This window comes from Thermoanaerobacter thermocopriae JCM 7501, assembly GCF_001310975.1.
Taxonomy (GTDB): domain Bacteria; phylum Bacillota; class Thermoanaerobacteria; order Thermoanaerobacterales; family Thermoanaerobacteraceae; genus Thermoanaerobacter; species Thermoanaerobacter thermocopriae.
In genome coordinates, this window is sequence record NZ_BAZY01000026.1 from 1 (window position 1) to 13,453 (window position 13,453).

Sequence of the window (13,453 nt, forward strand, 5' to 3'; positions counted from 1 at the left end):
CTAATGAATTACGTGTTGTCTGTCATATTAAATTTTATGATGGTTCCTTAAGTCCTGATAAGCTAAACCTGCTGAATCAATTCCCTTTCATGTAAACTAAACTTGATTTACCAGCCTTACAAACTCAATAGCTTTTTCGGTTATTTTGTCAAACATGCCTTTTGCAATAAGTTCTTTATCTACTAAGCTCCGCCTAAGGATACGCCTGTGGCACCTGCTAAAATAAAATCTTTAATATTATTTTTATTAATTCCTCCCGTCACAAAAATGGGTATATGTTTGAGTGGCCCTAAAATTTCTTTTAAATATTGAGGTCCAAAAACTCCTGCAGGAAAAACTTTAATAAAATCCGCTCCTGCTTCATAACCTGTTAAAATTTCTGTCGGAGTAGTAGCACCAGGAATAACAGGTATACCATACCTATTACATAATTTTATTACATCAAGTCTCATAACCGGTGTAAATATAAATTTTGCACCCGCTATAATAGCAGCCCTCGCAGTTTCCGCATCTAATACTGTTCCAGCACCAACAAAATATTTATTTGCCTTACTTAATTCTTTGATTACATCTATAGCACCGGGAGCTTCAACAGTTATTTCTAATGCTTCAATACCACCTTTTTTTAAGGCATCAGCTAAAGAAAACATTGTGTTTATATCACTATTTCTAATTACAGCTGTAATTTTAAGTTGTTTAAGTTTTTCAATTATTTGTTGTTTTTCCATCTTCTACCCCCTATTTTTTAAAATTATTTTATTTTTGCCTTTTATAAAGATATTTTGGTTCCATGTCTTCTAATATGCTGATAAGTCCTTCCACTGCCATAATTCCCATCCTATCTGTCGCATCTTTGGTAGATGCTCCACAATGAGGTGTTAAAATTATATTGTCTAATTCCAATAATTTACTATCTATCGGTGGTTCTATTTCAAAAACGTCCAATGCCGCTCCTGCAATTTTTTTATTTTTTAACGCGTTATATAGAGCATTCTCGTTTATAATTCCACCACGCGAAGTATTAATTATATAAGCTGTATCTTTCATAATTTTTAATTCTTCCTCATCTATAAAATGATAGGTTTCTTCTGTCAATGGTAAATGTAATGTTATAAAATCAGACTCTTCTAATAATGCTTTTTTATCAACGTATTTCATGCCTATGCTATTTGCAAACTCATAATTAGGGTATTTGTCATATGCTAATATTTTCATATCAAAACCCATAGCTCTTTTGGCAACACATCTACCAATGGCTCCCGTCCCAATAATTCCAATTGTTTTCTTATAAATTTCGTTACCAATTATTTTTTCCCATCGGTTGTTTCTAACTATATTATCTAACTTTATGATTTCTCTGCTTAAACCCAACATTAGAGCAAAAACTAAATCTGCTACAGATTCTTTATTTGCATCAGGCGTATAAGTAATCTTTATCCCCATTCTTTCTGCTTCATCAACATCTATATTATCTACGCCAACTCCATATTTTGTTATCACTTTTAATTTTTTTGCATTTCTCAACACATTGCTTGTTATCTTATCCAAACCAACAATTATACCATCCACATCCTTAATGAGTTCAATCAATTGTGATTCTTCATACGGTTGTCCGGATTCATTTTTTATAATTTCATAATCATACTTTTTTAGCATCTCAAATGGGAGATTACTACTTTTCCCAAAAGATCTTGGCGTAATCAATATTTTTTTCCTCATTCTTATTAAACCTCCCTTTATTTTTAAAGAAAGAAACCTATCTATGTGTTCTATGAATTTTATTTTTAATGACCTTGGTTTAATATTTTGTTCATGTCTATAATAGTAAATGTAATGTTTATTTATTTTAAACCAAATAACTTTAGGGCATCCTCTAAATCAACTCTTTTACTATCTGGAACTGTTTGAAAAAAGACTTCCACGCCAAAATTATCCGCAAGTTCTACAAGTATTTCTAACTCTTCTTTTTTCAAGCTAACACTGGGTATTATAAATTTCCTATCTTGGCTTTTAGCAATACCTCCTATATTTAATTTTTTTATTGGTAAGCCATTGGCAATTGTTTCTTTAACCGAAATTATATCCTTATAAAGTAAAATTACTCTAAATCCGTTAAACTTATCTTTTTTCCATAATGTTATCGTTTCTTCTGTACTAAGTATTTTCAGTGCTACATGAGCTGCTGAGGCAGACATCATATAAACTTGTTTCATAAACTCATCATTCGCAAGGGAATTATCAACTATAAAAATAGAATTACAATTATATCCTTTTACCCATTTGGTCATTACTTGACCATGAATTAATCTGTCATCTACTCTAGCAAACACTATTTCTCCCATTTTAATCACTCACCTTTCTTTTTTCTAGTTTATATATATCTCAAAATTCCTTGCAGAACCCAAAGATACATGAATTTTAAGGGTTCTGCAAGGATCAATAACATATATTTAAATTTAAAATCTTTATATTTTTAAAGTATACCTATTACTCCTAACACTCCAAAAATAACTACTAACCATAAAAGTGCTTGTATTATTTTCAAGCCTTTTTTGGAAAAATATAAATAAACTAATAACACAGTAAGTAAAGGCAATAACCCAGGTAGAATTTTGTCCAATATATCTTGCAACACAAACTCTTTCCCTGAAAGGCTCCATTTTAGAGGAGTACTAACTGATACATATAAAGCTGCTAAAATCCCCATCATAAATGTGCCTAAAATTGATAATCCATCAATTATACTCCTTATTCCCTTGCCACTAACTATTTCAATGGCTGCAGCTCGTCCTAACCGATACCCTAGCTGAGTAAAGTAAAATCCATAAGTAAAAGTTAAAGCCACAAATGCAATCCACGGAATTAATGCACCTAAAGCACTACCTGCTTTCGCCCAAGGAAGGAACATACCTATTAAAATATATTGAACTGTACCAGAATCTATAGCATCTCCTATACCTGCAAGTGGACCCATTAAACCAACTTTAGTGCTATTAATTACATCCGGAGTAACAACATCCTCTCCTTTATTCTCCTCCAATGCTCTAGCCCTCGCCTCTTCTAGAGAAGCTGTAATTCCAAGTATCGTCCCACCGCCCCAAATTGCTTGAGTATTATAAAACACGAGATGTCTTTTATATGCTTCTTTTAAATCTTCACTCTTTTTATACAGTTTTCTCAAAATAGGCATCAACCCCCAAAGAAGAGAAGGGGCTATCATTCTGTCATAACTATGAGGAATTTCATTTGCATACCACCATCTAATCCAACTCAAAAGTAAATCTTTTTTCGTAATTTTACTATCAGTAGAATTAGATTGTGTACCCTTTAAATCATCCTTAGCTTCTATGTTTTCCATCATATGCCATTTACCTCCTCTTTAGATTTCTTGCCCTTCAACCTGTGAATGTGTAACAAGTACATATAGATAAGCTATTATTCCTCCTAAAATTGCGTATGTCACAGTATTGACATTAAGCGGCTTTAAAATTACAGCCATAAAATAAGCTAAAAGAAAGAACACAAGAAATTTTCTTTTTCCTATTACAGTTAGTGTTAACGCAATTCCTAATGCAGGTAGTCCTCCTCCAACAACATTTAACACATGAAATGCCTTTCCAACAGTTAATGTTTTTACTAAATCAGCTATTAGAGGTGTTCCTTTATAAAGTGCAATAAACATTAGTGGAAAGAACAGAACCAAACTTACAAGTATAGGAAGTACAATAATGCTTAAAGTTAATCCTTTTTCATTAAGCTCATCCGCATATTTATCGGTTAAACGAATGATAAATGTATTAATAAAAAATCTTAGAGAATAAAGATAAGAACCTAAAAGTCCTACAGGAACAGCTATAGCAATTGCTGCTTCTGGAGTTAGGCCTCCTAAAATAGCAACCGGTACTGCTATAGCAGTCGCTACAGCAGGTTCACTTGGCATAGCACCTCCTGGAGCAATTAAGCCCATATAAATTAATTGAATGGCAGCTGTAATAGTCATCGCTGTTGGAATATCATGCATAACTATCCCAACTATTAAGCCTGTCATCAAAGGACTAAAACGAAGCATTAATGTAGAGTAACCAAGAGCACGTGCCTCTACTATTGCTATCCATAAAGCTATCAAAGCTGCCTGTGAAATACTTAAACTCATTTGCATTTTTCATTTCCCCCTATCTCGTATAATATAATTTTGGAAATTTCTGGCTAAAGCTTCAGGCTTTAAGCAGAAAAATATTATCTTCTGGTATTATTGTATAACTGTTAACAAGAACTTGGAATCTCTAGCTTACCTCTGTAGAGCCTTCTTTGTTATTACTCGAGTTAGACTGTATTCCCTCCAACTGTCTGCTATTTTTTTACTCGTATGCTGTTTCACCTCTCTTTCTTCACAAACTAAGTGAATTCTTCTCAATTACCTTAATACCATCAACACCAACTTTGTATATGTTATTTATCAGTTCTTTTGTGTCACATGCATTAAGTGAAGACAGCAATTCTATAAGCATAGGCATGTTAACTCCTGTTATAACTTTTACATCGTAATTTTTCATAACATAAAGTGCAACATTAAATGGACTTCCCCCAAATAAATCCACAGCAATTATTACTTCCTTGTTCTCTCTTAGCTTTTCTCTAACAATCTTTTCAACTTCTGCTCTTAAAAGCTCGATATTATCCCCTAAATTAAGTCCCAAGGCTAGCACATTTTCCTGTTTTCCCATAATCACCTCAATTCCGTTTAATAATCCTTTCCCAAAATTTCCATGTGTAATAATTAGTACGAATTTTTCTTTCACTACTACACCTCCGCTTTGCTAATATTTTTAACTTTGAATTTTAAAATACTTCTTTGAAACTTTTTAAAAGTTGATGTTAACTATACTTTATTTTAAATTTTTATCTGCTTCTTTATAATGCAAAAAGCATGCCAAATAGTGTACTAACTATTCAGCATGCTTTGATTAATTACACATTTAACTCTGCTACTCTATCTTTTATAATATCATATATCAGCCTTATTTCTGATGTAGGAATTTCAATTTTGTACATCTCTTCTATGACACTAAAAGAAGATTTAACGAAATTTATGAACTGTCTATGACACTGTTCAAACTCTTCTAAACTATTGTAAAACACAATGGGCTCTTTCATTACTAATCTTTCAATCATTACACTAACGTGTATATATAAGCTTATTTTTAAATCATTTGAAAACCTCACACCAATGAATCTTTCTAAATCGGAAATAGCTTTTTCAACTTGAGCAATTATTTTATCAGGATTTAATATTGTCAAATGATGTAACACATTTTGCAAAGAAAAAAGTCTGACTATCGTTTGATTGATTCGCTGAATTTTTTCAGCATCCGCAACCCCTCTTAAAACTTTACTCAATAGTACATCGCCCTTTCCAGCAATCAAATCTTCTAATGACAAATAAGGTATTTCTTTTATGCCTGGATCTGCTGTACCAATAATTAATTTAACATTAAAGTCTTTAAATATCTCGTCTTTTACACCATTACCTTTAAGTCTATTATAATCGTACGCAATTATTTCAATATCTTCATTTACAAAGCATTCTTTTAAAAGTTCTTTTATTTTTACAGCAGTTCCTATTCCCGTTATACAAGTAGCAATAATAGCATTTCTTTTATTTTTTTGCGACTTAATGAGTTTATAACTACTGCTATTTCTTTGGATTGATTCTGTAACAATTTGTTCTATAGGCTGATTTTGCATTATCTTGTTGCCAACGTCTAAAGCCAATTGAGTAGTAATATTATTAATAATTGCTATGTCTCCCTCGACAATGTCAGTCAAAGACTTGTATATTTCCTCTAAAGAGCCCATATCAACCAATATAATGATTCCTTTGGAGGTATCTATATTCTTTAAATAATCTTGAACTTTTAGCATAATCTCTTGTGTCGACATCTCAATTGGCATATCAAAAGCTTCAAAAACAAACTGTCCCAAAAGCCTATTGGCGACGCTGGCTATGCTACTGGCAGTTGAATAACCATGGGCTATTATTATAGAATTTATGAGATTTGTATTGTCACTTTTATTTAAACTTTTAATATAAAGTGTAAAATAAATTACAGCTATTTGGTTGAGCTTGACGTCCAGGTTAACTTCAATAAGTTCTACCATTTTATTAGCTATTATAAACTCTTTGGGAAAAACATTTTTCAAAACTCTGTATACCATTTTTATATTCTCAGAATACTTCTCGTAAGTTACATCGCTTAATAAATAATTAATAAAATGCGTCAATACTAAAACTGAATTACCATAATATTTAATCCCATACATATTTTGTATTATATTTAACACATTCTCCACTACGCTTTTGATAGCATTGAAAACTATCGAATCTATATAAGTATTGTCATTTTTAAAAATTATTTTATCTGTAAATTCATTCAAATAAATTAAAGCGTCTTTTTTAAAAGTATCCTCACTTATTTCTTTGCTGCTATATCTCTCAAATAGTTCAAATAGCTTGTTTACTACCTCATAAACCTCTCTATCGTCTCCTTTATCCCATGTTAAATCTTCATCTTTTCTATTGTGAGAAATTAACATGCCGTTAAAGTGAAAATTACTTTTTATTATATCTAAATCAGCCTGCATTTCTCTCGGCAGGTCATATAGATGGATTCGCAATATATTTGTCTTCTCTCTTATGACATGGTTATAGGCTTGAGCACAGCTGTATTTTATGACATTCATAAGCTGGCCAATGTTGCCGGATATTTTGGTCTTAAGAAGAACATTCAATACTTGCTTGCTTATTAAAATATCCATTCCCAGATTTTTTGCCTCATTTTTGTAAAAGTTATAGATAAGTTGTAACCTTTCATGTAAAGGTCTGTCATAAAGGGAAGGAATATTTACAACTAATGGGATTCTTCTTAAAAAAGTCTTTGTCAGAGTTTGCTCGGGGTCTTCTGTTGTAGCAAAAATAAACCTCACTTTCGCCGTTCTCCAATTGCCTGTCTCACCAAGCCTTCTAAATATTCCCTTGTCCAAAAATAGAAACAGTTTTTCCTGCCCTTCTGGCGGCAATCTGTGAACTTCATCCAAAAACAAATATCCTCCATCCGCTTCTTCTAAAAGGCCGGGTTTATCTTTATCAGCACCTGTAAATGCTCCTTTTACATAGCCAAAAAGGTTTGCGGAAAGTAGTTCAGGATTGTTAGCATACTCAGCGCAATTAAATATCACATATGGAGCATTTTCATCTATGGCATTGATCGATTTTGCATATTCGTAAATAAGTTGAGCAATGAAGCTTTTACCTACTCCTGTATTTCCAATAAGCAAAATAGGTAGTCCATTGGGAGGATAGGAAGCAGCAGATTTGCATAATTTCACTTGTGTTTTAAGACTGCCGTTATATCCTATAAGCTTTGTAAAAGGGTCATCGTTTGAAACCTTTACAGTTGAATCCAAAGTTTTAGCCGTTTCTTTGAATTCTTTTGCCTTCTTTTCATAAACTTCTTTGTCTAAAAAATAGACAGGCCTTGTGTTTATTTTTATTATTTTGCCCTCTTTATAAAGTTCATTTAATAAATGGCTTGCCACATTCCTTCTTAAATTCAATTTTTTTGCAATTTCTTGGGCAGTCAATCCCTTCTTTTCTTTAATATTTATATCTTTTGACAGCTCTTTTATTAAATTAAAAACCCTCTCTTTGTTTGTCAAGAAAGGTCTCCCCTTTAAGATCTTTAAAACTTTTGTAATTATCACACTAATTAATCTTATTAAAAGTATATCACATAAAAATGAAAATTTTTAGAGGTAATTACTCACTAACTTCTTTTTTAATTGTTTGAGATAAAATCGAAGACATAAAAACTACTACAATCATAAATAACAATATTGCAGAAAAACCTACAAAAACGCCAAAGAGGTCGTTTAGTTTGCCAATTAAAAAATTTGCAAACATATTTATGGTTGAGGCTATGGTTACAGTAATACCAATTATAGCACTGACGTGTTTTTTAAATTCTTTCATAATTGTGGCAATAACGGTTGGAAAAATTATTGAATAAAAAAAGCCTGAAATAGAAATTAAAAAGGCTAAACTTTTTGACAACATACCTATTGCAATAAATACTGCAGCACAAAGGGAAAAAGTTGAAAGGCTTTTAAGATAACCAACCTTTTCGACAATAAAACCACCAAATAATCTCCCTAATGTAAAAGTAGCAAAAAAGATAGAGAGGTATAGAGAGCTTATGGTGTTATCTATTTTGTACCATGTCCTTAAAAATGTAACAGCCCAATTCCCTACACCAAGTTCAGAAGCAACATAAAAACCTAACATAATTGCAAAAAGCCACATTCTTTTATTTCCCAATATTTCGCCATAATTTATTTTTTCTTTTATTATACGTTGTCCCTCTTGTATTTTAATACCCAAAGTAGCCAGCATAAGTATAAAAGCTAAAGCCGCTACAGCCAAATACACCAGCTGCCATGAAAAGTTAAAATGAAGTAACTTCACAGTCATATTAGGGGATATAATAGCTCCCACTCCATAAAAAAATGAAGCAAGTTCATCATTATTGCCTGATTCATTATAAATACCACCGCAGCAACGGCATTTATACCTATTTCCACAGAACCATCCCCATGTTCATAATAAAAGCAAAAAGAAGGAATAAAACAAAATTGGGTGCCATTGAAATTCCAATTATACCCAGTATTATAAGCAGCAAACCACTTAAAAGAACTAATTTTCTACCTATTTTGTCTGCTAAAAAGCCTCCAAAAAAAGTTGACAAGATAAAGCCTAAGCTTCCTACAGATAAAAACAAACCCATCATCGTATAGTCGACACTATAAAAGGTTTTAATGCTCAGTATAAGGGGTCCCTTGACATTTTCTATTATTCCTATGAGCATCATCAAAAGGTAAATAATGACGATTGTATATGTATTTTTGGCCAATAAAATACCTCCCTTGTTTTTAATGTGTATAATAATTATACAGGAAACAAGGGAGGAAAAACAAATTTGGTTATTTAGAATTAACTTCTTTGAACCCATTTACAAATGCTGCAGCTCTCCTCGTTATTTCATCAAATTTTCCTTCTTCGACAAGTTTATTATTTACAAGTTCACTGCCTATTCCTACAGAACACGCTCCAGCTTTTATAAAATCTTTAAAATTGTCAAGATTTACTGCCCCAACTGCCATCATTTCTATTTGCGATAAAGGTCCTTTTAACTGTTTTATATAGTTTGGCCCAAAGACTCCAGCAGGAAACACTTTAACAATCTGCGCTCCATTTTCCCACGCTGTTACTGCTTCTGTAGGTGTCGAAATGCCCGGAACAGGTAGTACATTGTACCTTTGGCATATTCTTATCATTTCGAGATTTAAAGAAGGTGATAATATAAATGATGCTCCTGACAGTATAGCAATTCTCGCAGTTTCAGCATCTAAAACAGTACCTGCACCTATTAACAGCTGATCACTATATTTTTCAACAAGCTTTTCTATCATCTTAGCAGCACCAGGGGTATTAAATGCAACTTCAATAGCTTTTATCCCCCCTGCAATCAGTGAATCTGCAATTCTATATAATGAATCAACGGACGTACCCCTTACAATTGCACAAATTCCTACTTCCTTAATCTTATTTAATACCTCATAACTTTTCATAATCATTCCCTCCTAAAAATTATTCGCCATTAACTATGTGTGCGCCTTGCTTTTTATTTAACACTAGTACAACATTTTTCGCAGCTACAATTCCCATATTAGTAATGGCCTCAGATGTGTATCCTCCAATATGGGATGTTATTACAACATTGTCAAGCTGAAGAAGTGGGCTATTAATAGGTGGCTCTTGTTCCATAACGTCAAGTGCAGCCCCTGCTATTTTCTTATTCGCTAAAGCATTGTATAGTGCGCTTTCATCTACAATACCACCTCTTGAGGTATTTATCAAGAAAGCAGTTGGTTTCATCATGCCAAGTTCTCTTTCGCCAATAAGACCTTTTGTCTCCGGTGTCAATGGAACATGGATAGTTACAATATCTGACTGCTTCAAAAGTTCCTCAAATGAGCAATAAGTTACTCCATATTCTTCTGAAAATTTTAGATCTGGATAAACATCATAGCAAAGTACGTTCATATCAAAACCCTTAGCTCTCTTTGCAACACCTTTCCCTATCTTTCCTAAGCCAATTATGCCCAGAGTCTTTCCGTAGATTTCAGTACCCATTATTCTCTTCCATCCGCCAGATTTTACAATTCTGTCTACAGCAAGTAAATTCCTTGCAAGCACAAGCATGAGCCCAATTACCAAATCAGCCACGGAGTTATTATTAGCGTTTGGAGTATTTGTTACAACAATTCCTTTTTTCTTTGCAGCATTCAAATCAACATTATCATATCCAACCCCGTATCGAGAAATAACCTTCAACTTCTTGCCTGCATTAATTACATCTTCAGTTACTTTATCATTACCTACTATCAGTGCATCAGCATCTTTCACTAAAGGTATAAGTTCTTCTGCACTTAAAGGCCTATCAACCGGAATCTTAACCACCTCACAGTCATTCCCTTTTAATATATTGAACGGCTCATCACTGCTCTCACCAAACGATCTAGCAGTAATCACAACTTTATACTTAGACATTGTATCACCCCTTGAAAATCCAATGTTATTTACTGTTTAAATTGCTTTTTAATTACCCGATATATGCGTTATTTACTGCTTAATAGTATTACCACTCAGCTACCGTTCCATCGTAATTCCTCCACTTTGGATTAGTCCAATGTAATCCTTCCATATCAACTTTTTTGACTAATTCTTCATCAATTTCAATACCAAGTCCTGGGCCCCTTGGGATATCGACAAAGCCATCCTTATACGCAAAAATTTCTTTATTCTTTACAAAATCAAGTAAATCAAAACCTTGATTATAGTGTATGCCTAAACTTTGTTCTTGTATAAATACATTAGGTGTACAGACATCTAATTGTAACGTAGCAGCAAGTGCAATTGGACCATACGGAGCATGTGGAGCTACAGCTACATCAAACGCTTCTGCCATAGCAGATATTTTTTTAGTTTCAAGAATACCCCCTGTTAATGCTACATCCGGTTGAATTATATCTACAGCACCGCTTTTCAATACATCTTTGAATCCCCACCTAGTATATAATCTTTCACCTGTCGCAATAGGTATGGATGTATGACTAGCTATTTCTTTTAGTGCTTCATTGTTTTCAGGTAATACAGGTTCTTCTATAAACATCGGCCTGTATTTTTCTAATTCTTTAGCTAAAACTTTAGCCATTGCCTTATGAACACGTCCGTGGAAATCTATTCCTATCTCCATTTCATAACCAACAGCATCTCTTATTGATGCCACTCTTTCAATAACAGCTTCAATTTTTTTATATGAATCAATATAATGAAGTTCCTCTGTGGCATTCATTTTTATTGCCTTAAAACCTTTATTCTTCCTATCCAAAGCTGCTTCAACTACATCTGATGGTCTATCCCCTCCAATCCATGAGTAAACCATTATTTTATCTCTTGCTTGTCCGCCCAAAAATTCATATACTGGCATATTATAATATTTGCCTTTTATGTCCCATAATGCCATTTCTATGCCTGATAAAATTGTCATATTTATAGGACCGCCTCTAAAAAAAGACCTATACATTACTTGCCAGATATCCTCAATTTGTCTCGGGTCTTTATCAATAAGATACTCTCCCATTTCATATGCACCTGCAACAACTGTTTCTGTTTTAGTACCCGAAATCAATTCACCCCATCCGCTAATCCCTTCATCTGTATCTATCTTTAAAAATATCCATCTTGGTTTTACCTTATATACCTTTAATGATGTAATCTTCATCCTTATTTCTCCCCTCCTCATTTTAAATATCTTACTTACGTTGAACCTTTTTATACTTCCTTTTTTCTTATAATCTAAGAAATGTTTTATTAGCTTACCATGAACACCAAATCTCTTGATTTCTATATATACACGTTTCTGAAAATCCATATATTTCTGCTTTTGTTAATTTACCATTACATACATCTATTATCTCTTGTAAAAGCATTTCACCACATTCCTTAATGCTTTTTTTTCCTTCAATTATATCCGAAACATCTAAATCAATATTATCCGACATTTTTTCATACGTTTGTTTGTTTCCAGTTATTTTAATTAAAGGTATAATGGGATTACCAATAGGAGTACCTCTTCCTGTGGTAAATACACATATCTGCGCTCCTCCAGCTACCATACCAGTAACAGACTCAATGTCATACCCTGGTGTATCCATTATAATGAGACCTTTTTCTTTCGGAATTTCTCCATAACGTACAACTTCATTAATAATGCTTGTTCCACCTTTCATAATCGAACCTAATGATTTTTCTTCTAAAGTGCTCAATCCTCCTTTAATATTTCCCGGTGAAGGATTCGCGCCCCTAATATCTATTCCTAATCTAATAAATTCGTTTTCTAAATTTTTAACTATTGTTAATAAGTTATTCCTGACTCTTTCATTTTTTGTTCTTCTGACTAATATATGTTCTGCTCCAATGAATTCTGTAGTCTCGCCTAAAAATACTGTAGCCCCTTCTTTTATTAAAATATCACTACAATATCCTAATGTTGGATTGGCAGCTATTCCAGAAGTAGCATCAGACCCCCCACAATTAGTTGCTAATGTTATATTAGAAATGTCAACTTCTTCACGTTCTATTTTTGACATCTCTTCTACCATTTTTCGTGCTAATTTAATTCCTTTTTGTATGGTTTTTAGTGTTCCTCCCTCTCCTTGTATACTTATGACTTCTACTGGTTTATTACTCCTTTTTTTAATTTCTTCATATAAATCATAAGCTTGAATAGTTTCACATCCCAATCCAACTATAATGGTTCCATATACGTTAGGATTTAAAGCAAACCCTATTAAAGTCCTGCGCATAAGATCCACACTATTTCCAATTTGCCCACATCCCTTTGGATTAGTTATATATGTCGTACCTTGAACTTGTTCCGATATTAATCTTGCTGTTTCATTTGCACATCCTACAGAAGGTAAAATTAAAACTTTATTTCTTATTCCATATTTGCCATCTGGTCTTTTGTATGCCTTAATTTTCATTTCTTATCCTCACGCTCTCTATATTATCTATATGAACACACTGGCCAATTTCTATAGATTTAATAGCTTTACCTATAACCTCACCATACTTATAAACGTTATTTCCGGATTGAATAGGTACTACTGCGATTTTGTGGTATATTTCTATATTATCTAATGCAATTAGTCTATTAACTGTTTCATTATTATAGATAATATCTACAACATCACCCTTTTGAATCTGTGACAATGCCGTTGCAACACTATCCGCTTTATTTAAAAGAATTGCTTTTTTTGTACTCGGCATTTA

General features: G+C 32.9%; 11 protein-coding genes and 2 pseudogenes. All 13 read right to left on the reverse strand.

Going from position 1 to position 13,453, the window contains the following annotated elements; translation table 11 throughout:
• Positions 1-96 precede the first annotated feature (96 nt).
• The 13 genes and pseudogenes from JCM7501_RS09550 to JCM7501_RS09610 all read right to left on the reverse strand — a co-directional run bounded on the left by JCM7501_RS09550 (position 97) and on the right by JCM7501_RS09610 (position 13,450).
• Positions 97-728: pseudogene (locus JCM7501_RS09550) on the reverse strand (bifunctional 4-hydroxy-2-oxoglutarate aldolase/2-dehydro-3-deoxy-phosphogluconate aldolase).
• 28 nt (positions 729-756) lie between these two features.
• A complete protein-coding gene (locus JCM7501_RS09555) occupies positions 757-1,719 on the reverse strand; it encodes a phosphoglycerate dehydrogenase (RefSeq protein WP_028991995.1) in 963 nt (320 codons plus the stop codon).
• A gap of 122 nt (positions 1,720-1,841) precedes the next feature.
• Complete coding sequence (locus JCM7501_RS09560) at positions 1,842-2,342, reverse strand: PTS system mannose/fructose/N-acetylgalactosamine-transporter subunit IIB (RefSeq protein WP_028991994.1); 501 nt, start codon at positions 2,340-2,342, stop codon at positions 1,842-1,844.
• Between the two features lie 131 nt (positions 2,343-2,473).
• Entirely contained in the window at positions 2,474-3,361 is an 888-nt protein-coding gene (locus JCM7501_RS09565; protein ID WP_009051964.1) for a PTS system mannose/fructose/sorbose family transporter subunit IID, read from the reverse strand.
• Between the two features lie 18 nt (positions 3,362-3,379).
• The gene (locus JCM7501_RS09570; protein WP_009051965.1) at positions 3,380-4,159 is read right to left on the reverse strand and encodes a PTS mannose/fructose/sorbose/N-acetylgalactosamine transporter subunit IIC; all 780 of its coding nucleotides are present in this window, start codon (positions 4,157-4,159) and stop codon (positions 3,380-3,382) included.
• A 229-nt stretch (positions 4,160-4,388) separates the two neighbouring features.
• Positions 4,389-4,799 (reverse strand): PTS sugar transporter subunit IIA, encoded by a 411-nt coding sequence (locus JCM7501_RS09575; RefSeq protein WP_009051966.1) that lies wholly within the window; start codon positions 4,797-4,799, stop codon positions 4,389-4,391.
• 169 nt (positions 4,800-4,968) lie between these two features.
• Positions 4,969-7,716 carry a sigma 54-interacting transcriptional regulator gene (locus JCM7501_RS09580; RefSeq protein ID WP_028991993.1) on the reverse strand — a complete coding sequence of 916 codons (2,748 nt, stop codon included), beginning with the start codon at positions 7,714-7,716 and terminating at the stop codon, positions 4,969-4,971.
• Positions 7,717-7,816: 100 nt separating this feature from the next.
• Positions 7,817-8,966, reverse strand: a pseudogene (locus JCM7501_RS15970) (MFS transporter).
• A 70-nt stretch (positions 8,967-9,036) separates the two neighbouring features.
• Entirely contained in the window at positions 9,037-9,684 is a 648-nt protein-coding gene (locus tag JCM7501_RS09590) for a bifunctional 4-hydroxy-2-oxoglutarate aldolase/2-dehydro-3-deoxy-phosphogluconate aldolase (protein WP_013149653.1), read from the reverse strand.
• Between the two features lie 19 nt (positions 9,685-9,703).
• On the reverse strand, positions 9,704-10,666 hold the full coding sequence (locus JCM7501_RS09595; RefSeq protein ID WP_028991991.1) for a phosphoglycerate dehydrogenase: 963 nt from the start codon (positions 10,664-10,666) through the stop codon (positions 9,704-9,706).
• Between the two features lie 88 nt (positions 10,667-10,754).
• A complete protein-coding gene (dgoD, locus tag JCM7501_RS09600) occupies positions 10,755-11,900 on the reverse strand; it encodes a galactonate dehydratase (protein WP_013149651.1) in 1,146 nt (381 codons plus the stop codon).
• A gap of 94 nt (positions 11,901-11,994) precedes the next feature.
• Complete coding sequence (locus JCM7501_RS09605) at positions 11,995-13,164, reverse strand: UxaA family hydrolase (RefSeq protein ID WP_028991990.1); 1,170 nt, start codon at positions 13,162-13,164, stop codon at positions 11,995-11,997.
• On the reverse strand, positions 13,154-13,450 hold the full coding sequence (locus JCM7501_RS09610) for a UxaA family hydrolase (protein ID WP_028991989.1): 297 nt from the start codon (positions 13,448-13,450) through the stop codon (positions 13,154-13,156). Before JCM7501_RS09610 ends, JCM7501_RS09605 begins: the two co-directional genes overlap by 11 nt.
• Positions 13,451-13,453 lie beyond the last annotated feature (3 nt).